Genomic DNA, 21822 nt, shown 5'->3' on the forward strand with positions numbered 1-21822 from the left:
CCTCAGTGGGCCGCGCCTTCGGCCTGGGCCTGCAGGCGCCGGTACTTGGCCCACAGCGTGTCCTGATCTTCGCGGTGCTCGGGGTTGATCGGAATGCATTCCACCGGGCACACCTGCACGCACTGGGGCGCGTCGAAGTGGCCCACGCACTCGGTGCAGCGCTGCGGGTCGATCTGGTAGTACTCCGGGCCCATCGAGATCGCCTGGTTCGGGCACTCGGGCTCGCAGACGTCGCAATTGATGCATTGGTCGGTGATCATCAGGGCCATGGTGGCACCCCGTTCCTCTCAGCTTGACGACTTCACCTTGTGGCGAAGGCGCTCCAGCACCGACGGTGCCACAAACTTGGAAACATCACCGCCGAGCATGGCAATCTCGCGCACGAAGGTGCCCGAGACGAACTGGTACTGGTCCGAGGGGGTGAGGAAGACCGTCTCCACGTCGGGCATCAGCTGGCGGTTCATGCCGGCCATCTGGAACTCGTATTCGAAATCGCTCACCGCGCGCAGGCCCCGTACCACCACCTTGCCTTGCTGACCCACCACGAAGTCGCGCAGCAGGCCCGAGAAGGGCATGACCTCGACGTTGGGATGGGCCTGGGCGGCTTCGCGGGCAATCTCCAGGCGTTCCTCCAGCGAGAACAGCGTGCGTTTGTGGTGCCCGGCTGCCACGGCGACGATGAGTGCGTCGAACAGCGTGCTGGCACGACGCATCAGGTCCTCATGCCCCAGGGTCATGGGATCGAAAGTGCCCGGGTAGACAGCGGTGACACGGTGATGGCGGGTCATGTCGTGGTTTCTCGGTCGGCTGACGCCCCCAGTGTAGGCGTGTCGGCGGCGCGCAGCAGCTGAAAGTGCACGGCTCCGGCCCGGCCCTGGCGCCACAGGCTCAGGCCTGCCTGGGCTGCATCGGCCTGCAGCCAGGCCCGGTTGGCTTCCAGGTAGATCAGGCCATCGGGGGCGAGCAAGGGGCGGGCTGCAGCCAGCGCGGGGGCAAAGAGATCGGCCTCGAACGGCGGGTCGAGCAGGATCAGGTCCCATTCGGGCCGACCGTGTCGCTGCATCCAGGCCAGCGCGTCGGCTACCTCGACCTCGACGGCGCCGGCCTGCAGACGCTGTGCCGTCTCGCGCAGGCCGCGCGCCAACGCGGCATCACGCTCCAGCATCAGCACCCGAGTGGCACCGCGCGAAGCGGCCTCCAGACCCAGGGCGCCACTGCCGGCAAAGGCATCCAGGCAGCGCCAGCCGCTGAGGTCCTGGCCCAGCCAGTTGAACAGGGTCTCGCGCACGCGGTCGGGTGTGGGGCGCAGGCCGGGGCGGTCGGGGACGGGCAGCTTGCTGCGCTTCCACCGGCCCCCGATGATGCGCACTTCATGGGGGGCAGAGGAAGGGCGGTGGGCAGGCACGGCCCCGATTTTAGGCGGGCTCCTAGAATGAGGCCGAAGGACACCGACACCCATGTTCAGCTTTTTCCGCAAGAAGACGCCGCCGCCCGAGACACCCGCCGCAGGCCCGGCCCCTGTGGGCGAGCCCTCCCAAGTGCTCGCCCCCGAGCCCGCACCGTCGCAGCCCACGGAACGCCGTACCTGGCTGGACCGCCTGCGCAGCGGGCTGCGCAAGACCGGCAGCAGCCTGTCACAGGTCTTCACCGGCACGCAGATCGATGATGCCCTCTACGAAGAGCTCGAGGCCGCCCTGCTGATGGCCGATGCGGGTGTGAAGGCCACCGAGTTCCTGCTGTCCGATCTGCGGCGGCGCGTGAAGGAGCGCAAGGTCACCGACCCGGCCGCCGTGAAGGGCCTGCTGGCCGATGCCCTCACCGAGCTGCTCGCGCCGCTGGAAAAGCCGCTGGTGGTGGGCCAGCACCGGCCCACCGTGATCATGGTGGTGGGCGTCAACGGTGCAGGCAAGACGACCAGCATCGGCAAGCTCACCCGCCATCTGGCCGACGCCGACCAGAAGGTGCTGCTGGCCGCCGCCGACACCTTCCGTGCGGCCGCACGCGAGCAGTTGTCGGTGTGGGCCGACCGCAACCGGGTCGAGATCGTGAGCCAGGAGGGGGGTGATCCAGCTGCAGTCACCTTCGACGCCGTGACGGCGGGCAAGTCACGCGCCTGTGATGTCGTGATCGCCGACACCGCCGGGCGCCTGCCCACGCAACTGCACCTCATGGAAGAACTGAGGAAGATCCGGCGCGTGATCGCCAAGGCCGATGCCTCGGCGCCGCACGAGGTGCTGCTGGTGGTGGACGGCAACACCGGCCAGAATGCCCTGGCCCAGGTGAAGGCCTTCGACGAGGCGCTGCAACTCACCGGCCTCATCGTCACCAAGCTCGACGGGACGGCCAAGGGCGGTGTGCTGGCCGCCCTCGCACGCGAGCGGCCCATCCCGGTCTATTTCATCGGCGTGGGCGAAAAGCTGGAAGACCTGCAGACCTTCAGCGCGCGCGAGTTCGCCCAGGCCCTGCTGGCCTGATCACCGGCGCCGGGGCAGCTCCGGGGGCGACAGCGGGGCCGGCGCGGAATCGAGATCGTCGAACCAGGTGGATGACGGTGGTTCGGCCTGTTCGGCCCCGTCGAGCCCCGGGCGTCCTGGGGCGGATGCGCCACGCGTGCTGACCTGGCTGGCCCCCTCTTGCGTGGTCAGCAGCCCCAGCGACTGCAGGATGGCATTGCGGGCCTCCTCGGCGTCAGGAATCGCCCCTTCGCGCCAGATGTGCAGGGGCATGCCCGAGGCCTTGATGACCCGCTCCATGCGAGCCTGACGTTTCTGAGCGCGCTCACTCTCCTGGCCATCGGCCGAACGGATCTCGACCACGGCCACGGCCAGCGAGTTGGGCTCACAGATGACGATGTCGGCGCAGATCTGGCCCACGCGGCGCAACCATTCGGTGTAGGAGTGTCGCGTGGGCACCTTCAGGAAACGCGCCAGCGGCACCTGGGCCAGGATGAGGTGCTCGGGCAGGGCGCGGCGCAGCACTACATAGGCTTCCCGTTCGCCACCCGTGAGCACCCGCGTGGGGGTCGGTTGCCAGGCCATCAGCGTGTCCAGCGCCTCCACGGTCTTGGGCCGCTTGCCGCTGCCGCCGCCCGCCTTGGGTTGGCGCGTGAGCCAGACCACGACGCCCAGCACCAGCACGATGGCGACCACCAGGATGAGGATCAGATCCATGGGAGAAATACTTTCCAGTCAATGAAGCGGACCTTAGCGGCCCGCCTCGCGGGGGTCAACGTGCCTGTGGATGCCCCCGTCCACACCAGGCGGGGGACAGCGCACGCGGTTCAGCGTCCCATGCCGGGCAGTCCCTTCATGCCGCCCATGCGCTTCATCATCTTCATCAGCCCGCCGCCCTTCATCTTCTTCATCATGCCCTGCATCTGCTCGAACTGGTTGAGCAGGCGGTTCACTTCCTGCACCTGCACACCCGCGCCGGCGGCGATGCGACGCTTGCGGCTGGCCTTGAGGAGCTCGGGCTTGCGGCGCTCGAGCGGCGTCATCGCGTTGATGATGCCCTCCATGCGGCGCACCTCGCGTTCGGCGCGGTCCATGTCGGCCTGACCGGCCTTGGCCGCCAGATGGCTGGGCAGCTTGTCCATCAGTCCGGACAGCCCGCCCATTTTCTTCATCTGGCTGATCTGGGAGAGAAAGTCGTTCAGGTCGAAGCCATCGCCGGACTTGACCTTGTCGGCCAGCTTCTGGGCGGCAGCCATGTCGACGCCCTTCTGCACCTCCTCGACCAGGGCCACGATGTCGCCCATGCCCAGCACACGACCGGCATGGCGCTGCGCATCGAACACCTCCAGGCCGTCGATCTTTTCGGACACACCGGCGAACTTGATCGGCGCGCCGGTGACGGTGCGTACCGACAGGGCCGCCCCACCGCGCGAATCGCCGTCGAGCTTGGTGAGCACGATGCCGGTGAGGGGCAGGGCGTCCTTGAAGGCCTTGGCCGTGTTGATCGCATCCTGGCCCTGCATGGCATCGACGACGAAGAGCGTCTCCACCGGCTTCAGCGTGGCATGCAGTTCGCGGATCTCGGCCATCAGCGCCTCGTCGATGGCCAGCCGGCCGGCCGTATCGACGATCAGCACGTCGAAGTAGTGCCGTCGGGCGTGGTCGAGTGCGGCGCGCGCGATGTCCAGGGGCTTGTCGGACGGCTGGGACGGAAACCACTCGGCGCCCGCTGCCTTGGTCACGGTCTTCAACTGCTCGATGGCGGCCGGACGGTACACGTCGGCCGACACCGTGAGCACCTTCTTCTTGCGTGACTGGATCAGGTGGCGCGCCAGCTTGGCCGTGGTGGTGGTCTTGCCCGCTCCCTGCAGGCCGGCCATCAGGATCACGGCTGGCGGCTGGGCGGCGAGGTTGAGGTCGCTGACCCCTTCGCCCATCGTGGCGGCCAGCTCCTTGTGCACCACCCCCACCAGTGCCTGCCCGGGCGAAAGCGAACCCACCACCTCCTGGCCGAGAGCGCGCTCCTTGACGCGGGCAATGAAGTCGCGCACCACCGGCAAGGCCACATCGGCCTCGAGCAGGGCCATGCGCACCTCGCGCAGCATGTCCTGGACGTTGTTTTCGGTGATGCGGGCCTGGCCGCGCATCTGTTTGACCAGGCGTGACAGGCGATCGGAGAGCGTGGATGCCATCGGGGGAGCGGCGCTGCCGACGGGGCAGTTGCCGCGAAAGTACACTGTGCGGATGATTCTAGACGCTCGTCTTCCATGCTGATGCCGGTTGTGGGCCAGTCTGCGCTGACCTTGGCCGCCGGTGTCGTGGCGTTGCTGGCCTATGCGGCGGCGGCCGCACGCGCCGAGCGGGTGTTTCATCCCTTGCGCTGGGCGCTGACGGTGGGCTGGCTGGCCCATGCGGCCGCCCTGATCCTGGACACTTCGGGCGTGGGCTCGGCGGTGGAGGGCGCGCGGTTCGGCTTTGCGCCGGCGTTGTCGGTCACCCTGTGGCTCGTGCTGGCCGTCTATGCCATTGAAAGCCGCTTCGTGCCCCTGCCGGGCGTGCAGCGCTGGCTGGCCGCGCTCGGAGCGCTCGCCGTAGCGCTCATGCTGCTCTTTCCCGGTGAGGTGAGGCCCCACATCGCCTCGCCCTGGCTGCCACTGCACTGGGTGTTGGGCATCGCGTCGTACGGCCTGTTCGGCGCGGCCGTCCTGCACGCGGGCTTGCTCACGAACGCGGAGCGCCAGATGCGCCAGCACCGCGGCCTGAGCCAGCCGACGCCGCTGGGCTTGCCCTTGCTGCGTCTGGAAAAGCTGACCTTCCGCTTTGTGGCGGCGGGCTTTGCGGTGCTGTCGGCGGCCTTGTTGATGGGCTGGTGGTTCGCCCAGCCCTGGCGCTGGGATCACAAGACCGTCTTTTCGCTGCTGGCGTGGCTGGTGTTTGCCGGCCTGCTGGCGGGGCGCCAGGGTTTCGGCTGGCGGGGCCGCAAGGCCACACGGTGGCTGTACACGGGCGCCGGCTTGCTGCTGCTGGCCTATGTCGGGTCGCGCTTTGTCGTGGAAGTGCTGATCCAGCGCGCTGCATCGGGAGCCTCGCTGTGAAGTATCTGGTGGTTGTCGTGGTGGTGCTGGTGGTGGTGTGGCTGCTGCGCGGCCAGCGACGCAAGGAGGCGTCTGCGCCGCGTTCGTCTGCGCGGCCCCGCGAGGCCCCTCAGCAAATGGTGGACTGCGCGCACTGTGGCGTGCACCTGCCCGCTGCGGACGCGGTCCGCGGCGAGGATGGCCGCCACTACTGCACGGCGGCGCATCGTCTGGCGGGACCCCGCTGATCCGGGCAGGGACGGCCTCGGGATGAATCGCCGCGCCACTGAACGCCGCAGCGCCGAACGGCGTGCCGCCGATCGCCGGGCATCGTCCGCGCAGCGGCCTGAGCCGGAGTCCTGGTTTGCCGCCCTGGGTGTCGAGGGTGACACCCAGCTGGGCGACGAGGAGTCGCGCTACAACGACGGCAGCACGCTGCCAAGCGAGGACTCGCGTTTCCTCACGCGCCACGCGCGGCGTCTGCTGGGCGCGGCCGGCATGCCCTCCTTCCAGCGCATCTTCCGCGCGTTCCTGGGGGCGCGGGTGGCGGTTGGCCTGCTGTTGCTCACCACGCAGCTCGCGACGCACTGGTTCGGCTCCGGTGTTCCCTTGCACGTGCTCGCGGGGTGTGTGCTCTATGCCACCCTCACGATGGCCGCCTGGGGGTTGTTCCGCGGGGCGGGCGCTGCCACGTCGGGCACGGCCGCGCCGCCACCTTCACGCCTGAACCGGCGCCAGTGGCTGGCCACGATCGGCGTGGATGTGATGGCCTTCGGCGCCCTGCACCTGCTGGCGCCCCGTGGGGGGCTCAGCTTCGTTCCCCTGCTGGTGCTGCCCGTCCTCATGGCCGGGGTGCTCACCCGCCGGCGGGCGGCCCTGGGGGTGGCGGCGGCCGTCACTCTGCTGCTCCTGGGTGAGGCCTGGCGGGAAGCCTCGCGTGGGGGTGACATCAGCGTGCTGATGACGCAGGCGGGGCTCGTGGCCAGCGGCTTTTTCGTCATCGCCTTTCTGGCGGGTGAGCTGGCCGGGCGCCTGGCACGCGAGGAGCTGGCTGCACGAGGCAGCCTGGAGCTGGCTCGCCAGCAGGCCCAGCTCAACCGTCTCGTGATCGACGAGCTGCACCACGGCGTGCTGGTGGTCGATCGGCGAGGCAAGGTACGCGCCGCCAACCCGGCGGCGCGGCGCATCATTGCCGACTCCGGGCTGTCCCGGCCGGCGCCTTTCCAGCTGCAGTCCCAGCTTGCCTGGGTGCCCTTGGCCCAGGCGGTGCGCCGGGCCTTCGGTGAAGGTCAGTGGCCCGAGTCCGGGCGCGAAGTCCATCTGGTCTTTGACTCCGGCGTGGAGCGTGCCTTGCGCGTGCGCATGCGCTTCACGCGGCGGCGCGACCCTGACAGCAGCGAGGAGCTGTGCGTCCTGTTCCTCGAGGACGAGCGCGACGTGCAGGCCCGGGTCCGGCAGGAAAAGCTGGCAGCGATGGGACGCGTCTCGGCCGGCATCGCGCACGAGATCCGCAATCCGCTGGCGGCCATCGCACAGGCCAATGCACTGATGGCCGAAGATGCTGAGACACCCGCGCAGCGCCAGCTCACACAGATGGTCAGCGACAACGTCGAGCGCCTCAAGCGCATCGTGGACGACGTGATGGAAGTGGCGCCTGGCGGACCGGCGACCACCGCGCCGGTGATCGACCTCAGCGCGCTGGTGGGCTCGGTGTGCAGCGAGTGGGCGCGGACGGCGCGCCTGCCGCTGGACGAGCGCAGCCCCCTGAAGGTGACGCTGCCACAGCACGCGCTGGCCACACGGTTTGATCCGGACCACCTGCGACGCGTGCTGGTCAACCTCCTCGACAACGCTCACCGTCACGCGTCCGGCCAGCCAGGCAGTGTGCTCGTCCATCTGTATGAAGATGGCGACGACGTGGTCACCCTGAGTGTGGCCAGCGATGGTGACCCCATCCCGCCCGACGTGGAACGCTACCTGTTCGAACCCTTCTTTTCGACGCGCAGCCGAGGCACCGGCCTGGGCCTGTATATTTGCAAGGAGCTGTGCGAGCGTTACGGCGCGAGCATCGATTACCGCCTGCGCGGCGCCCACCACGGTGCGCGCAACGAGTTCTTCCTGGCGATGCGGCGCGAAGCGCTCGAAGCGCCTGTGTCCACCCTGCATCTCGACTCATGACGCTCGCCTCCCACTACAGCCTGCTGGTCGTTGATGACGAACCCGACCTGCGCACCCTGTACGAGCTGACCCTGCTGCGGGAGGGCTATGACGTCGAAACGGCTGCCACCGTCGAGGACGCCTGGGCTCGGCTGCACGACCGCACCTACAGTGCCGTGATCACCGATATGCGCCTGCCCGATGGCACGGGGCTGGACCTGCTGCGGCGGCTCGAGCAGGCCGGCCGACGCGAAAGGACCATCGTCATCACGGCCTTCGGGTCGCCGGAGAACGCCGTGGAGGCGCTCAAGGCGGGGGCCTACGATTACCTCACGAAGCCGGTGGACCTCAAGCAGTTCCGCGCCGTGGTGGCCTCTGCGCTGGGGCGTCAGGCGCCGGCTGCGGCGCCCTCGGCCGCACCGGCTCCTGTCCCGCGCACGCCGCAACGCTCGGGCGCCGCAGGGAGCGGCAGCGCCATCGAACGCATGGCCGGCCAGTCGCCCAGCATGCAGCAGGTGCGTGCGCTGATCGACAAGGTGGCCCGCAGCATGGCGCCGGTGCTGGTGGCCGGCGAGTCGGGCACCGGCAAGGAGCTGGTGGCACGCGCCATCCACGAGGTGAGCCCGCGCCAGGGGCAGCCCTTCATCGCCGTCAATTGCGGTGCCATTCCCGAACAGCTGCTGGAAGCGGAGTTCTTCGGCTACCGCAAAGGGGCCTTCACCGGGGCCAACGAGGACCGCGAAGGCTTTTTCCAGGCGGCCCGCGGAGGCACGCTGTTTCTCGACGAGATTGGCGATCTGCCGCTGTCGATGCAGTCCAAGTTGCTGCGCGTGATCCAGGAGCGTGCCGTGAGGCCGGTCGGCGCCGTGTCGGAGACCCCGGTGGACGTGCGCATCGTCAGTGCCACCCACAAGGATCTGGCCGCCGAGGTCCAGACCGGTCGATTCCGGCAGGATCTGTACTACCGTCTGAACGTGATCCAGATCCGCGTCCCGCCCTTGCGGGAACGCATGGAGGACCTGCCGGCCATCTGCGCTCGCGTCCTCGAGCGCATCGCGCAGGATGCCGGCGTGTGGCCGCCCCCCCGCCTGGCCCCCGAGGCCCTGGAGCAGCTGCGGCACTACAACTTCCCCGGCAATGTGCGCGAGCTGGAGAACCTCCTGCACCGGGCGGTGGCGCTGTCCGGCGGCGAGTGGGTTGATGAGGGGTCCTTGCTGCTGCCTGACGCCTACGAAGGCGACACGGTGATGCAGGACTTCGACACCGGTGCCGGCGGGGCGCGGCTGGAGGCGCCGGCCATGGCGCAGGCCGACACCCAGGCACCCTTGCCGACCAACCTGGAGGCCTATCTCGACTCGGTCGAGCGTGACATCCTGGTCCGTGCTTTGGAGCGGCACCGCTTCAACCGCACGGCAGCCGGGGCCAGCCTGGGCCTGTCGCTGCGCCAGATGCGCTACCGCATGGCCCGCCTCGGCGTGATGGTGGCCGAACATGGGGTGACGCCGGACAGCGATGGCAGTGAGTGAGCCTCCGCGGAACGTGCTCTGGCACGAAGGCTGGTACCGCCTGGCCCGCGCGGTGCCCAGCCCCAACCACGGGCTGCGCCCACCGGGACAAGTCATCGATCTGGTGATCCTTCACTCCATCAGCCTGCCGCCCGGACGGTATGGCGGGGACGAGATCGAGCGATTCTTCACCAACACCCTGGACTGGGCGGCGCATCCATACTTTGAGACCCTGCGCGGTCTGGAGGTGTCGGCCCACTTTGTCGTGCAGCGCGATGGCGGCCTGCTCCAGTTCGTGTCCTGCGAGCGACGCGCCTGGCACGCCGGCCGATCCAGTTTTCAGGGACGTGACAATTGCAACGATTTCAGCATCGGGATCGAGCTGGAGGGACTGGAAGGCGAGGCCTTTGCTCCCATCCAGTACCGCACGCTGGTCACGCTCCTGCGCGATCTGCGTGCGATCTACCCGGTGGCGCACGTGACCGGACATGAGCATGTGGCGCCGGGACGCAAGTCCGACCCTGGGCCTGCATTCGACTGGGCAGGCCTGCAAGCCGCGCTGGGCTGGCCGGCAGTGTGCTTTGCCTTGAGCCCGACCTAGCGCTGGCGCGGCCTGGAGGCGTGTTTGGTCCTGAGGGCCGCATGGATCTTCGTCGGCGATTGCCAGCAGCACATGCCATGCGGCCTGCGGCGGACGTGGACCGTTTTGCACCGGCCTCGACCCTGAGCTGCAAGCACCAATCGGGGTGGTCGTCAATCCTGCATTGTGACCAGTCGGGACACTAGCGCTAGCGCTTGAAACCGGGGCGAGCGCTAGATATAGTGTTTCGGTCCACACACAACAAGTGCATTCCGCCGGCCTCGCGCACATCCTGCGCGTGGCACCCGGCGCGGCGCCCTGCCAGACCGATTGCAGATTTAGGGGAATCCATGCAGACATCCACCGCCACCACCGAGCCGCACGCCGGCACCACCTTCAGCGCTTCCACCAGCCGTGCGGCTGGCGCCACCACCTCGGCCTATGCCGGTTATCAGATCATCCGCCGCAACGGTGCGGTAGTGGCTTTCGAGCCTCACAAGATCGCGGTGGCGCTGATGAAGGCCTTCCTGGCGGTGCACGGCACGCAGGGTGCAGCCTCGGCCAGCGTGCGCGAAACAGTGGACGGCCTGACCGAGGCGGTGGTGCGAGCCCTGTTGCGCTCGCGTCCGGGAGGTGGCACGTTCCACATCGAGGACGTGCAAGACCAGGTCGAGCTCGGCCTGATGCGCGGCGGCCATCACGAGGTCGCGCGCGCCTATGTGCTCTACCGCGAGCGCCGCGCCCAGGAGCGCGCCCGACAGGGCGAGCAGGTCGCCGCCCAGCAGGCCCAGCCCGCGCTGATGGTGGTCGACGGTGGCCATCGCGTACCCCTGGACATGAACCGTCTGCAGGCCCTGATCGTGTCGGCCTGCGAGGGTCTGGGCGAAGACGTCAAGCCGGAACCCATCCTGGCCGAGACGCGCCGCAACCTCTACGACGGTGTGCCCATCGACGAGGTTTACAAAGCTGCCATCCTGGCTGCACGCACCCTGATCGAGAAGGATCCGGCCTACACCCGCGCCACTGCGCGGCTGCTGCTGCACACCATCCGCAAGGAGATCCTCGGCGAGGAGGTCACCCAGGCCGAGATGCACCAGCGCTACGCCGAGTATTTCCCCGGCTTCATCAAGAAGGGCGTGGATGCCGAACTCCTGGACGAGCGCCTGCTGCAGTTCGACCTGGCCCGCCTGGGCGGTGCGCTCAAGGCCGAGCGCGACTTGCAGTTCGACTATCTGGGCCTGCAGACCCTGTACGACCGCTATTTCCTGCACGTGCGCAAGCAGCGCATCGAGCTGCCCCAGGCCTTCTTCATGCGCGTGGCCATGGGCCTGGCGCTGAACGAGATCGACCGCGAGGCCCGCGCCATCGAGTTCTACGAGGTGCTGTCCAGCTTCGACTTCATGTCGAGCACGCCCACCCTGTTCAACTCCGGCACGCGCCGCTCCCAGCTCTCCAGCTGCTACCTCACCACGGTGCCCGACGACCTCGACGGCATCTACGAGGCCATCAAGGAAAACGCCCTGCTGTCGAAGTTCGCCGGCGGCCTGGGCAATGACTGGACCCGCGTGCGCGCCCTGGGCAGCCACATCAAGGGCACCAATGGCGAAAGCCAGGGGGTGGTGCCTTTCCTGAAGGTGGTCAACGACACGGCCGTGGCAGTCAACCAGGGTGGCAAGCGCAAGGGCGCCGTGTGTGCCTACCTGGAAAGCTGGCACCTGGATGTCGAGGAGTTCCTCGAGCTGCGCAAGAACACCGGCGATGATCGTCGCCGCACCCACGACATGAACACGGCCAACTGGATCCCCGACCTGTTCATGAAGCGGGTGATGGAGAACGGCGAGTGGACGCTGTTCTCGCCCTCCACCTGCCCGGACCTGCACGACAAGTTCGGCAAGGACTTCGAGGCGGCCTACACCCGCTACGAGGAGATGGTCGCGCGCGGCGAGATCAAGCTCTACAAGAAGGTGCGTGCCGTCGACCTGTGGCGCAAGATGCTGACCATGCTGTTCGAGACCGGGCACCCCTGGATCACCTTCAAGGACGCCTGCAACGTGCGCTCGCCTCAGCAGCATGTGGGCGTGGTGCACAGCAGCAATCTGTGCACCGAGATCACGCTGAACACCAACGACCAGGAAATCGCCGTGTGCAACCTGGGCTCGGTCAACCTGGCCCAGCACCTGAAGGACGGTGGCATCGATCACGACAAGCTCAAGCGCACGGTTGCCACGGCCATGCGCATGCTCGACAACGTCATCGACATCAACTATTACGCGGTCAAGAAGGCGCGCGATTCGAATCTGCGCCACCGCCCGGTGGGGCTGGGCGTGATGGCCTTCCAGGACAGCCTCTACCAGTTGCGCATTCCCTACGCCAGCGAGGCGGCCGTGGAGTTCGCCGACCGGTCGATGGAAGCCGTCTGCTACTACGCCTACTGGGCCTCGACCGAACTGGCTGCCGAGCGTGGGCGCTACTCCAGCTACAAGGGCTCGTTGTGGGACCGCGGCATCCTCCCGATGGATTCGCTGGATCTGCTGGCCGAGCAGCGCGGCGGCTACGTCGAGGTCGACCGCTCCCGCACCCTGGACTGGGATAGCCTTCGCGCCCGCATCGCCCAGCACGGCATGCGCAACTCCAACTGCGTGGCGATCGCCCCGACGGCGACCATCTCCAACATCGTCGGCGTGGACGCCTCGATCGAACCTTGCTTCGGCAACCTCTCGGTCAAGTCCAACCTCTCGGGCGAGTTCACCGTGGTCAACGAGTACCTGGTGCGCGACCTGAAGAAGCTGGGCCTGTGGGACGACGTGATGGTCATGGACCTCAAGCACTTCGACGGTTCGCTGCGCCGCATCGACCGCGTGCCCGAGGATCTCAAGCAGCTCTATGCCACGGCCTTCGAGGTGGAGCCCGTGTGGCTCGTCGAGGCTGCTGCGCGCCGCCAGAAGTGGATCGACCAGGCGCAGAGCCTGAACATCTACATGGCCGGCGCCTCGGGCAAGAAGCTTGACGAGACCTACAAGCTCGCCTGGCAGCGCGGCCTGAAAACCACCTACTACCTGCGCACCATCGGCGCAACGCACGCCGAGAAGTCCACGGTGAAGTCGGGGCAGCTCAATGCCGTGCCCTCGCAGGGCGGTATGGCATCAGGGGCCTCAGCCATCGACGCGGCTGCGGCGAAGGCGCGCGAACAGATGGCAGCCGTGCCGGCGACCGATATGAAGTTCTGCTCCCTCGACGATCCGACCTGCGAGGCCTGCCAGTAAGGCTTTCGACATGATGCGAGACGCGGTGCCTGGCCGCACTCGCATCGATTTCATTGCGTGTGTTCCAACGCCAGGCATCGATGGTGATGCGCACGCTGCGTCAGTTTCGATGCAGCACAGCAACAAGTTCATCGCGTCGTTGTCAAGAAGTGCTTGGTGTTTGGACACAACACTCTCATAATTCGCACCCATAGGAAGTCCACCATGTTGGCCTGGGAAGAAGACCTCCAAGCTTCGAACTCTCTCGCGATGCAACCCATGACCTCTGCGCCTGGCGCGGCACGGTCGGTGGCATCGTCGCCCCAGACGACGCAGCCCGCCTCTTCGTCGGTGCGTCGTGTGAACGTCGCCGACAAGCGCATCATCAACGGCCAGACCGACGTCAACCAGCTCGTCCCCTTCAAGTACAAGTGGGCCTGGGAGAAGTACCTCGCCACCTGCGCCAACCACTGGATGCCGCAAGAGATCAACATGTCTCGCGACATCGCGCTGTGGAAGGACCCCAACGGCCTGACCGAAGACGAGCGCCGCATCATCAAGCGCAACCTCGGCTTCTTCGTCACGGCAGACTCGCTGGCTGCCAACAACATCACCCTGGGCACCTACCGCCACATCACGGCGCCCGAGTGCCGTCAGTTCCTGCTGCGCCAGGCCTTCGAAGAAGCCATCCATACCCACGCCTACCAGTACATCGTCGAAAGCCTGGGCCTGGATGAGGGCGAGATCTTCAACGCCTACCACGAGGTGTCGTCGATCCGCGACAAGGACGAGTTCCTGATCCCGTTCATCGACGCGATCATGGATCCGAACTTCAAGACGGGTACACCCGAAGCCGACCAGACCCTGCTCAAGAGCCTGATCGTCTTCGCCTGCCTGATGGAAGGCCTGTTCTTCTACGTGGGCTTCACCCAGATCCTGGCGCTGGGCCGTCAGAACAAGATGACGGGTGCAGCCGAGCAGTACCAGTACATCCTGCGCGACGAATCGATGCACTGCAATTTCGGCATCGATCTCATCAACCAGATCAAGCTGGAGAACCCCCACCTGTGGACCGCAGAGTTCAAGGCCGAGATCAAGGCCTTGTTCCTCAAGGCGGTCGAGCTGGAGTACCGCTACGCCGAGGACACCATGCCTCGCGGGGTGCTGGGGTTGAATGCTTCGATGTTCAAGGGCTATCTGCGTTACATCGCGAATCGGCGCGCCACGCAGATTGGCCTGGAGGAGCTCTTCCCGAACGAGGAAAACCCGTTCCCGTGGATGAGCGAAATGATCGACCTGAAGAAAGAGCGCAATTTCTTCGAGACCCGCGTCATCGAGTACCAATCCGGTGGCGCGCTGTCCTGGGATTGAAGCGCCGCGGCGAAGTACCACGCTCCAGGTCATGAACAGAGAACGAACCAGATTCACAGGCGGAAGGTTGCGGACGAAGAAGCTGCACCAGCCGCCTGTCATCGTATTCACCGGACCGGGGCGTCCCTCCTGGACAGAATCCCGGCCTGTGAATCTCCGCGCTGTATCGAGCGGCGCGGTGCTCTTTGCCACTTGATCAAGGAGATTCGTCATGGCAACTGCGAAGAAACCGGCCGCCAAGAAGGCGGCAGCGAAGAAGCCGGCCGCCAAGAAGGCCGCTGTGAAGAAGGCCGCACCGGCCAAGAAGGTCGTCGCCAAGAAGGCCGCGCCCGCCAAGAAGGCTGCGGTGAAGAAGGTGGCGGCCAAGAAGCCCGCCGCGAAGAAGGCTGCGCCCGCCAAGAAGGCCGCGGTGAAGAAGGTGGCGGCCAAGAAGCCCGCCGCGAAGAAGGTCGCCGCCAAGAAGCCGGCCGCCAAGAAGGTGGCAGTCAAGAAGGTCGCCGCCAAGAAGGCTGCACCGGCCAAGAAGGCTGCAGCCAAGAAGGCGCCTGCCAAGAAGGCTGCTGCGAAGAAGCCTGCGGCCAAGAAGCCCGCTGCGAAGAAGCCTGCCGCGAAGGCTGCCCCTGCCCCTGCCGCCGCTGCGCCTGCAGCCAAGACGGCTCTCAGCCCTCAGGCGGCCTGGCCCTTCCCGACGGGCAACAAGCCCTGAGCCGGATCGCGCCGCCGCAAGGCGGCGCCCCGTGCAAAGCCCGGCTTCGGCCGGGTTTTTTCTTGCTCAGTCCAGTGCAAGAGCGGTGCGGTCGATGCGGTGGTTCTGCGGGCCGCTGCAGGCGATCTTCAGTGCGCCCAGCCGGTTGCCCAGCTCTGCGCAGCGGGCCAGCGCCCAGCCCCGTTCCAGCCCATAGAGCAGGGCTGCGCGGAAGGCATCGCCGCAACCTGTGGGGTCCACCACGGCCGTGGCCTTCACGCCCGGGATGTGCTGTCGCTCCCCCTGTGTCCAGACCTCGCAGCCCTGCTCCCCCAGCGTCACGACCACGCCCTGCAGGTGAGAGCGCGACAGCGATGCGAGGTCCTGGCCGGTGCGTTCGCACAGCATGCGCGCCTCGTAGTCGTTCAGCGCCACCCAGGTGGCCTGGGAGACGAAGCGCCGCAGTTCCTCACCGTTGAACATCGGCAGGCCTTGGCCGGGATCGAAGATGAAGGGAATGCCGGCCGCAGCCAGCTGTTGTGCATGCCCGATCATCGCCTCGCGTCCGTCCGGGGCGATGATCGCCAGGCGGATGTCCTCGCGCGCGGTGATGCGGGTCTGGTGAGCCTCGCCCATCGCGCCGGGATGGAAGGCGGTGATCTGGTTGTTGTCCAGGTCGGTCATGATGATCGCCTGGGCGGTGTACTGGCCGTCGATGGTGCGCACGAACTCGGTTGAAACCCCCCAATCCTGCAGGCGCTGCAGGTAGTCCTGCCCGTCGGTCCCGAGGGCTGCCATCACCAGCGGGGTGCCGCCAAGCTGGTGCAGGGAGTAGGCGATGTTGCCGGCGCAGCCGCCGAACTCGCGCCGCAGCGTGGGCACGAGGAAGGACACGTTCAGGATGTGGATCTGCTCGGGCAGGATCTGCTCGCGAAAGCGACCGTGGAAGTTGGTGATGGTGTCGAAGGCCAGCGAACCGCAGATCAGGGCAGACATGAAGGCTCCAGATGCAAGGAGGAAAGGTCAGGGGTAGAAGGCTTCGACGGTGTAGCCTGCCACACGATGACCTGGCGTCCGGAAGTCCAGGCGCAAGGTCATGTCGGCACGTGCGGCCAGGGTCTCGTCCGCACGGAAGTCGGCCGGCAGCAAGGCCCGCCGGGTGACCAGGCTGCCTTGCAGATCGGTCAGTGCCAGCTCGATGGCCGGCACGGCCACTGCCACGCCGGCACGGTTGCGCAACTGGACGGTGAGCCGATAGCTCTCCGGCGAGTTGCCAGGGGCCAGGCTGCTGTTGTCGACGACGACATCATCGATGGACTGCCAGGGCCCCACACGGCATTGCGTCCAGGCGCAAAGCTGCTCCAGCCAAGGGCGGGTCTGGGGATGGTGCACGGCCAGCCAGTTGCGCTCGTGCCGGGCCCACTGGAGGCTCAGCATGGCGGCAAGGGCCAGCGCGAGCACGCCGAGCGTGGCGCGCACGGCAGGCCGGCGCCACAGGGCCTCCCGCTCGGCCTGGCGCAGGAAGCCGGGCGTGTGGTGGCTGTCGTCGTTCTTGCCCGCTCGTGGGCGAGCGCCGCCGCGGCCGGCGCTTGCCCGTGCGATCGGGGCGGCGCGAGGAGTCCAGGCGGCCGGGCGCGGCGTGTCGGGCTGCTCATCACTGTGCAGATCGCTGTCGAGCCGGGCATCGGCAAACTCATGTTCGACATCGCTCTCGTGCAGTGCACCGTAGGTGCTGCGGTCGAGAAAGCGCGAGTCGAGCACCTCGGAGGTGGTGGGCGCGTCGTCGTCCGCGATGATGGCCGGCGCAGCCGCAGGGGGTGGCGCCGCGGTTGAAGCCGGCGCCGGGGTCGGAGTGCGTGCGCGAGGGCGCAGCGTTGCGGCAGCCGGCGGGGGAGGGGGGGGTGGGGGCGGGCCCGCGCTGTCGGACGAGGCTTTGGAGAGCAAAGCCCCGAGCCCCGCCTGCACGGCAGCGCTGGGGCTGCTTTCGCGGGGGCTGCCGGAGGCCGAAGCGGTTCCGCTGGTGGGGGCGGGGTCCCGCTCGAGGTCAAAGAGTCCGTCGAGGGCATTGAACACCTCGTTGCAGCGACCACAGCGCACCCAGCCCTCGGACACCTTGAGCTGATCCTGCACCACACGAAAGGCGGTGTGGCAGGCGGGGCAACGGGTGGCCAGACTCATGGCGCAAATGATGCCATGACGATGGTCTCGTCCTGGCGGTCACGCGGCTCAGGCACGGTGGGCAGTCATCAGGATCCAGCCATCATCCCGGTCGCTCACTTGCAGGCGCAGCCAGGGCGCATAAGCCGCTGTCAGTTCATCGGCCTGGCGTTCCAGAATGCCCGCAAGCACCAGGTGCCCGCCCGGCGCCACGTGTGCGCACAGCAGGGGCGCGAGCAACTTGAGCGGTGTGGCCAGGATGTTGGCCAGCACCAGCGGGTAGGCCCCTTGGGCCAGGTCGGGCAGTCCGGCGCGCAGCGTGACGCCGTTGGCCTGTGCATTGTGGGAGGTGGCTTCGACGGCGGCCGGGTCGATGTCAACCGCGTCGATGCCCTGGGCGCCATGAAGGGCAGCACCGATGGCCAGGATGCCCGAGCCGCACCCGTAGTCGAGCGTGCGGACCCATGCCGGGCTCAGCTCGGGCGCGTGCGTGGCGATCCAGCGCAGGCACATGCGGGTGGTGGGGTGGGTGCCCGTGCCGAAGGCGAGGCCGGGGTCGAGACGGATGATCTGCTCGGCTTGCGCAGGCGGTTCATGCCAGGTGGGCACGATCCAGAAGCTGGGCGTGATTTCCACCGGGGCGAACTGCGATTGCGTGAGGCGCACCCAGTCTGCGTCGGGCACATCCTGGACGGCCACCACATGCACGTCACCGGCCCACTCCTGCGCCAGCAGCAGTGTGGCGGCTTCGAGGGCGGCTTCCTCGTCGGGGTAGAGCGCCTTGACGGTGGATCGCTGCCAGCCGGCCCGGGGCGGCGGCATGCCGGGCTCGCCGAAGAGGGCTTGCTCGGCCTCACTGTCGGCATCGGCGTCCTCGACAGAGACCGACAGCGCGTCGAGTTCCATCAGCGCGTCGGACACCGTCTCGACGTCGCCCTCGGCCGCCAGCAGGATGAGCTCGACCATGCCTCAGCGCTGGTGCTGGGACATCCAGCCTTCCAGATAGTGGATGCTGGTGCCGCCTTCCATGAACTTCGAATCGACCATCAGCTCCCGGTGCAGCGGGATGTTGGTGAGGATGCCTTCCACGAGCGTCTCGGACAGGGCGATCCGCATGCGGGCCAGGGCCTGTTCGCGCGTGTCGCCGTGCACGATGATCTTGCCCACCATCGAGTCGTAGTGGGGCGGTACGAAGTAGTTGGTGTAAATGTGCGTGTCCACCCGCACGCCAGGCCCGCCGGGAGCGTGCCACATCGTGATGCGTCCGGGCGAGGGTGTGAACTTGTAGGGATCTTCGGCATTGATGCGGCACTCGATGGCGTGGCCACGCATCTCGATGTGGCGTTGCGAGAAAGGCAGTTTCTCGCCGGCGGCCACACGGATCTGCATCTGCACGATGTCGATGCCTGTCACGAGTTCCGTCACCGGGTGCTCCACCTGCACGCGGGTGTTCATCTCGATGAAGTAGAACTCGCCGTTCTCGTAAAGGAACTCGAAGGTGCCAGCGCCGCGATAACCGATCTTCTTGCAGGCGTCGGCGCAACGTGCGCCGATGCGTTCAATGATGCGACGCGGGATGCCTGGGGCCGGCGCTTCTTCGATGATCTTCTGGTGGCGGCGCTGCATCGAGCAGTCGCGTTCGCCCAGATAGACGGCATTGCGGTGCTGGTCAGCCAGCACCTGGATCTCGATGTGGCGGGGGTTCTCGAGGAACTTCTCCATGTACACCGCCGGGTTGTTGAAGGCGGCGCCCGCCTCGGCCCGGGTGGTCTGGACGGCGTGAATGAGGGCGGCCTCGGTGTGCACCACCCGCATGCCGCGTCCACCGCCGCCGCCGGCGGCCTTGATGATGACCGGATAACCGATGGAGCGTGCGATGCGGATGATCTCCTTCGGGTCGTCGGGCAGGGCACCTTCGGAGCCGGGCACACAGGGCACGCCGGCCTTGATCATGGCCGCCTTGGCCGAGACCTTGTCGCCCATGATGCGGATGGACTCGGGCGTGGGACCGATGAACGTGAATCCGCTTTGCTCGACGCGCTCGGCGAAGTCGGCGTTCTCGGACAGGAAGCCGTAGCCGGGGTGGATGGCCTCGGCATCGGTCACTTCCGCGGCCGAGATGATGGCCGGCATGTGCAGGTAGCTCTGGCCGGAGGGTGCCGGGCCGATGCACACGGCCTCGTCGGCCAGCTTCACGTACTTGGCATCGCGGTCGGCTTCGGAGTAGACGACCACGGACTGGATGCCCATCTCGCGGCAGGCGCGCTGGATGCGCAGGGCGATCTCCCCGCGGTTGGCGATCAGGATCTTCTTGAACATCGAGTGCGCCTCACTCGATGATCAGCAGCGGCTGACCGTACTCCACGGCCTGCCCGTTCTCGCACAGGATGCGGGTGACGGTGCCCGACTTGTCGGCCTCGATCTCGTTCATGATCTTCATGGCCTCGATGATGCAGATCGGGTCACCTTCCTTGACCTGCTGGCCCACTTCCACGAAGGGTTTGGCACCGGGGCTGGACGACCGATAGAAGGTCCCCACCATCGGCGATTTCACCGCATGACCGGCTGGCTCGGCGGGGGCGGCCGGGGCCACCGGCGCCGCCGCTGGAGCGGGGGTCGCAGGCACCACGGCGGGGGCAGCCGCCACCGGGGCGGCCATCACCGGCGCCATGGCCGTCAGCGCTGCGCCGTGGCCGTCGGACTTGACGATGCGGACCTTCCCATCAGCCTCGGTGATCTCCAGTTCCGAGATGTTCGATTCGGACACCAGGTCGATCAGGGTTTTCAGCTTGCGTAGATCCATGTTGTTCTCCAGCAGACGTCACGTCGTATGTATCGAGCGGCGCGCATTGTGCGCCGGGATGTTTTTGCAATGCGAAATCAGGCCTGGGGGCGTGCCAGGTGCTCGCAGGCCTGATCGAGGGCGTAGCGATAGCCTGCAGGGCCCAGTCCGCAGATCACGCCCACCGCCAGTTCCGACATGTAGGAGTGATGGCGGAAGGCTTCACGGCGGTGGATGTTGGACAGATGGACTTCGATGAAGGGCAGGTCCACGGCCGCCAGCGCGTCGCGGATGGCCACGCTGGTGTGGGTGTAGGCTGCCGGGTTGATGATGATGAAACGGGTGCCATCGGAGCGCGCGGCCTGGATGCGATCGACCAGTGCACCTTCATGGTTGCTCTGGAAGCATTCCAGCTTGTGGCCTCGATCTGCCGCCAATTTGCCGAGATCTTCATTGATTTGCGCCAGGGTGGTGGCGCCGTAGATCTCGGGCTGGCGGGTGCCGAGCAGGTTGAGATTGGGACCGTGAAGAACGAGGATCGCCATGAAAGTCAGGCACTTCGGCCCAGTTTTGGTAACGAAGGCGTGACTTTACGCGCAAAAGGCGTCAGAAGTCGAGAGATTGTTTCAATGCTTGCGAAAGGACGGGGTGGGGATCGCTGCGCTGGCCTCAGGCGCGAGGCGTGACCCACTCCAGCAGTTCATCGTAGCTCGTTTCGCCCAGTTTGCGATGGGTGATCTCACCAGCAGCATTGAGGGCGACGGTGAAGGGGAGGGCGCCCGTGGTGTTGCCCAGCGTCTTGCCGAGCTCGGTGCCGGCGAAGCCGGCGATGGCGATGGGAAAGCTCACCGGAACACGGACCAGGAAGTCCCGCACGGCATCCGGGCGGTCGATCGCCACGCCCAGGACCTGCCAGCCCTGGTTGCGGTGGGTCCGGAAGAAGCGGTCGAGCTCGGGCATCTCCTTGACACAGGGCGGGCACCAGGTGGCCCAGAAGTTGACCAGCAGCGGGCGGCCGGCGAACTGGCGCAGGGCCAAGGCGGAGCCCTCAGGGGTCTCGAAGGTCTGGTTCAGAAGCTGAGCCACGGCATCGGAGGCCGGCGGCGCGGGGCGAAGGCGCCACCAGGCCAGTGCGGCGCCTGCCAGGGCCGCGGCACTGCCCACGGCGGCGGCGGTGATGAACTGTCGTCGATTCATGGGGTCGTCGGGTCGGGTGGGGTGATGAGGGCTTGCACGGCAGCGAGGGGGCCGCGCTCTGCCCGTCCCCGGGCATCGCGTCGCAACGCGCCGCGCAAGTCATCGCGGTCGTAAAGGCTCAGGTGCACGAGCACAGGCTGGTCCAGGGCGTCGTGATGGTCAGAAACCGTGAGGACATCGACCGTCTCGCCCCGAAAGCCGATCGTCTGGCCGACATCGTAGGGAATGCGCAGGTTCAGCAGGCCGATTTCGACCGACTTGGAGTCGTCGCAGAACAGGTTGATCCACACGTCGCTGTGGCGGGTGGCGGTGCCGTTCCATACGGCGCCGGTCAGGTGTGGCTCGAATTCGCCCAGGCGCAGCATCCAGCGCAGGGCCACAGCGCGCAGGGCGGCAAGCTCGCCCGGCTGGGTGTCGGCGCAGAACAGATCGATGTAGGCGCGGACTTCGTCTTCCACCAGGGTGTTGTCCGGCAGATCGACCGGACCGCGGGTGCGCGGGGCCACGAGTTTGGCCGCTCGGCGCTTGGCCGGGCCGTACTCCATGCCCTCCTCGACGATGAGGCGGGCGGCCGCAGCGGCAATTTCGGCGGTGAGCGGTGAGGGGGGCATGAGGTATC

The 21822-nt window shown here is 67.2% G+C and carries 22 protein-coding genes; 9 read left to right on the forward strand and 13 right to left on the reverse strand.

Annotation, left to right across the window (positions count from 1 at the left end):
* Positions 1-2: 2 nt before the first annotated feature.
* The 3 genes from C1704_RS00090 to rsmD are packed head-to-tail and all read right to left on the reverse strand — an operon-like array spanning position 3 to position 1405.
* On the reverse strand, positions 3-269 hold the full coding sequence (locus C1704_RS00090; RefSeq protein ID WP_104299775.1) for a YfhL family 4Fe-4S dicluster ferredoxin: 267 nt from the start codon (positions 267-269) through the stop codon (positions 3-5).
* Positions 270-287: 18 nt separating this feature from the next.
* The gene (gene coaD / locus C1704_RS00095; protein WP_104299777.1) at positions 288-788 is read right to left on the reverse strand and encodes a pantetheine-phosphate adenylyltransferase; all 501 of its coding nucleotides are present in this window, start codon (positions 786-788) and stop codon (positions 288-290) included.
* Positions 785-1405, reverse strand: a complete 621-nt coding sequence (rsmD, locus tag C1704_RS00100; RefSeq protein ID WP_245876334.1) for a 16S rRNA (guanine(966)-N(2))-methyltransferase RsmD — start codon at positions 1403-1405, stop codon at positions 785-787. Before rsmD ends, coaD begins: the two co-directional genes overlap by 4 nt.
* 52 nt (positions 1406-1457) lie before the next feature.
* Here rsmD and ftsY point away from each other — a divergent pair, with 52 nt between their 5' ends.
* Entirely contained in the window at positions 1458-2474 is a 1017-nt protein-coding gene (gene ftsY / locus C1704_RS00105) for a signal recognition particle-docking protein FtsY (RefSeq protein WP_104299781.1), read from the forward strand.
* On the opposite strand, the gene C1704_RS00110 is transcribed toward ftsY, so the two are convergent.
* Complete coding sequence (locus C1704_RS00110; RefSeq protein WP_104299783.1) at positions 2475-3170, reverse strand: DUF2726 domain-containing protein; 696 nt, start codon at positions 3168-3170, stop codon at positions 2475-2477. It lies immediately after the preceding gene.
* Positions 3171-3280: 110 nt separating this feature from the next.
* The gene (ffh, locus tag C1704_RS00115; protein ID WP_104300323.1) at positions 3281-4645 is read right to left on the reverse strand and encodes a signal recognition particle protein; all 1365 of its coding nucleotides are present in this window, start codon (positions 4643-4645) and stop codon (positions 3281-3283) included.
* An 81-nt stretch (positions 4646-4726) separates the two neighbouring features.
* On the opposite strand from ffh, the gene C1704_RS00120 reads away from it, so the two are divergent.
* The 8 genes from C1704_RS00120 (at position 4727) to C1704_RS00155 (ending at position 15088) form a co-directional block, all read left to right on the forward strand.
* Positions 4727-5548: a cytochrome C assembly family protein gene (locus C1704_RS00120; protein ID WP_419186772.1), complete on the forward strand. Its 822-nt coding sequence runs from the start codon at positions 4727-4729 to the stop codon at positions 5546-5548.
* Positions 5545-5775: a PP0621 family protein gene (locus C1704_RS00125; protein ID WP_104299787.1), complete on the forward strand. Its 231-nt coding sequence runs from the start codon at positions 5545-5547 to the stop codon at positions 5773-5775. Before C1704_RS00120 ends, C1704_RS00125 begins: the two co-directional genes overlap by 4 nt.
* A 22-nt stretch (positions 5776-5797) precedes the next feature.
* On the forward strand, positions 5798-7705 hold the full coding sequence (locus C1704_RS00130; protein ID WP_104299789.1) for a sensor histidine kinase: 1908 nt from the start codon (positions 5798-5800) through the stop codon (positions 7703-7705).
* Positions 7702-9210, forward strand: coding sequence for a sigma-54-dependent transcriptional regulator (locus C1704_RS00135; protein ID WP_104299791.1), 1509 nt, complete (start codon positions 7702-7704; stop codon positions 9208-9210). Before C1704_RS00130 ends, C1704_RS00135 begins: the two co-directional genes overlap by 4 nt.
* On the forward strand, positions 9197-9790 hold the full coding sequence (gene ampD / locus C1704_RS00140) for a 1,6-anhydro-N-acetylmuramyl-L-alanine amidase AmpD (protein ID WP_104299793.1): 594 nt from the start codon (positions 9197-9199) through the stop codon (positions 9788-9790). Before C1704_RS00135 ends, ampD begins: the two co-directional genes overlap by 14 nt.
* Before the next feature lie 329 nt (positions 9791-10119).
* A complete protein-coding gene (locus C1704_RS00145) occupies positions 10120-13032 on the forward strand; it encodes a ribonucleoside-diphosphate reductase subunit alpha (protein ID WP_104299795.1) in 2913 nt (970 codons plus the stop codon).
* Positions 13033-13236: 204 nt separating this feature from the next.
* Positions 13237-14382, forward strand: a complete 1146-nt coding sequence (locus C1704_RS00150) for a ribonucleotide-diphosphate reductase subunit beta (protein ID WP_104299797.1) — start codon at positions 13237-13239, stop codon at positions 14380-14382.
* Between the two features lie 211 nt (positions 14383-14593).
* Positions 14594-15088 carry a histone H1-like DNA-binding protein gene (locus tag C1704_RS00155; protein WP_104299799.1) on the forward strand — a complete coding sequence of 165 codons (495 nt, stop codon included), beginning with the start codon at positions 14594-14596 and terminating at the stop codon, positions 15086-15088.
* A gap of 66 nt (positions 15089-15154) precedes the next feature.
* Here C1704_RS00155 and C1704_RS00160 read toward each other — a convergent pair whose 3' ends face one another.
* From C1704_RS00160 to C1704_RS00195, 8 genes are all read right to left on the reverse strand, one after another.
* Positions 15155-16063 carry a carbohydrate kinase family protein gene (locus tag C1704_RS00160; RefSeq protein WP_104299801.1) on the reverse strand — a complete coding sequence of 303 codons (909 nt, stop codon included), beginning with the start codon at positions 16061-16063 and terminating at the stop codon, positions 15155-15157.
* A 27-nt stretch (positions 16064-16090) separates the two neighbouring features.
* On the reverse strand, positions 16091-17245 hold the full coding sequence (locus C1704_RS00165; protein ID WP_104299803.1) for a zinc-ribbon and DUF3426 domain-containing protein: 1155 nt from the start codon (positions 17243-17245) through the stop codon (positions 16091-16093).
* Between the two features lie 48 nt (positions 17246-17293).
* Entirely contained in the window at positions 17294-18190 is an 897-nt protein-coding gene (gene prmA, locus C1704_RS00170) for a 50S ribosomal protein L11 methyltransferase (protein ID WP_104299805.1), read from the reverse strand.
* Positions 18191-18193: 3 nt separating this feature from the next.
* Entirely contained in the window at positions 18194-19543 is a 1350-nt protein-coding gene (accC, locus tag C1704_RS00175) for an acetyl-CoA carboxylase biotin carboxylase subunit (protein WP_104299807.1), read from the reverse strand.
* 10 nt (positions 19544-19553) lie between these two features.
* A complete protein-coding gene (gene accB, locus C1704_RS00180; protein ID WP_104299809.1) occupies positions 19554-20027 on the reverse strand; it encodes an acetyl-CoA carboxylase biotin carboxyl carrier protein in 474 nt (157 codons plus the stop codon).
* Between the two features lie 77 nt (positions 20028-20104).
* Positions 20105-20551: a type II 3-dehydroquinate dehydratase gene (gene aroQ, locus C1704_RS00185; RefSeq protein ID WP_104299811.1), complete on the reverse strand. Its 447-nt coding sequence runs from the start codon at positions 20549-20551 to the stop codon at positions 20105-20107.
* 124 nt (positions 20552-20675) lie between these two features.
* On the reverse strand, positions 20676-21203 hold the full coding sequence (locus tag C1704_RS00190) for a TlpA family protein disulfide reductase (RefSeq protein ID WP_104299812.1): 528 nt from the start codon (positions 21201-21203) through the stop codon (positions 20676-20678).
* On the reverse strand, positions 21200-21814 hold the full coding sequence (locus C1704_RS00195) for a hypothetical protein (protein ID WP_104299814.1): 615 nt from the start codon (positions 21812-21814) through the stop codon (positions 21200-21202). Before C1704_RS00195 ends, C1704_RS00190 begins: the two co-directional genes overlap by 4 nt.
* Positions 21815-21822 lie beyond the last annotated feature (8 nt).

The sequence above is a fragment of the Caldimonas caldifontis genome (assembly GCF_002930615.1).
Classification (GTDB): Bacteria; Pseudomonadota; Gammaproteobacteria; order Burkholderiales; family Burkholderiaceae_C; genus Caldimonas; species Caldimonas caldifontis.

Excerpts from the sequence above, each read along its gene's own strand:
- prmA (WP_104299805.1), bottom strand. The coding sequence starts at position 18,190 with ATGGTCGAGCTCATCCTGCTGGCGGCCGAGGGCGACGTCGAGACGGTG.
- ffh (WP_104300323.1), bottom strand. The coding sequence starts at position 4,645 with ATGGCATCCACGCTCTCCGATCGCCTGTCACGCCTGGTCAAACAGATG.
- accB (WP_104299809.1), bottom strand. The coding sequence starts at position 20,027 with ATGGATCTACGCAAGCTGAAAACCCTGATCGACCTGGTGTCCGAATCG.
- C1704_RS00150 (WP_104299797.1), top strand. The coding sequence starts at position 13,237 with ATGTTGGCCTGGGAAGAAGACCTCCAAGCTTCGAACTCTCTCGCGATG.
- C1704_RS00155 (WP_104299799.1), top strand. The coding sequence starts at position 14,594 with ATGGCAACTGCGAAGAAACCGGCCGCCAAGAAGGCGGCAGCGAAGAAG.
- coaD (WP_104299777.1), bottom strand. The coding sequence starts at position 788 with ATGACCCGCCATCACCGTGTCACCGCTGTCTACCCGGGCACTTTCGAT.
- C1704_RS00190 (WP_104299812.1), bottom strand. The coding sequence starts at position 21,203 with ATGAATCGACGACAGTTCATCACCGCCGCCGCCGTGGGCAGTGCCGCG.
- C1704_RS00090 (WP_104299775.1), bottom strand. The coding sequence starts at position 269 with ATGGCCCTGATGATCACCGACCAATGCATCAATTGCGACGTCTGCGAG.
- C1704_RS00195 (WP_104299814.1), bottom strand. The coding sequence starts at position 21,814 with ATGCCCCCCTCACCGCTCACCGCCGAAATTGCCGCTGCGGCCGCCCGC.
- C1704_RS00130 (WP_104299789.1), top strand. The coding sequence starts at position 5,798 with ATGAATCGCCGCGCCACTGAACGCCGCAGCGCCGAACGGCGTGCCGCC.
- C1704_RS00135 (WP_104299791.1), top strand. The coding sequence starts at position 7,702 with ATGACGCTCGCCTCCCACTACAGCCTGCTGGTCGTTGATGACGAACCC.
- C1704_RS00160 (WP_104299801.1), bottom strand. The coding sequence starts at position 16,063 with ATGTCTGCCCTGATCTGCGGTTCGCTGGCCTTCGACACCATCACCAAC.
- aroQ (WP_104299811.1), bottom strand. The coding sequence starts at position 20,551 with ATGGCGATCCTCGTTCTTCACGGTCCCAATCTCAACCTGCTCGGCACC.
- ftsY (WP_104299781.1), top strand. The coding sequence starts at position 1,458 with ATGTTCAGCTTTTTCCGCAAGAAGACGCCGCCGCCCGAGACACCCGCC.
- C1704_RS00110 (WP_104299783.1), bottom strand. The coding sequence starts at position 3,170 with ATGGATCTGATCCTCATCCTGGTGGTCGCCATCGTGCTGGTGCTGGGC.
- C1704_RS00165 (WP_104299803.1), bottom strand. The coding sequence starts at position 17,245 with ATGAGTCTGGCCACCCGTTGCCCCGCCTGCCACACCGCCTTTCGTGTG.
- accC (WP_104299807.1), bottom strand. The coding sequence starts at position 19,543 with ATGTTCAAGAAGATCCTGATCGCCAACCGCGGGGAGATCGCCCTGCGC.
- C1704_RS00145 (WP_104299795.1), top strand. The coding sequence starts at position 10,120 with ATGCAGACATCCACCGCCACCACCGAGCCGCACGCCGGCACCACCTTC.
- C1704_RS00120 (WP_419186772.1), top strand. The coding sequence starts at position 4,727 with ATGCCGGTTGTGGGCCAGTCTGCGCTGACCTTGGCCGCCGGTGTCGTG.
- ampD (WP_104299793.1), top strand. The coding sequence starts at position 9,197 with ATGGCAGTGAGTGAGCCTCCGCGGAACGTGCTCTGGCACGAAGGCTGG.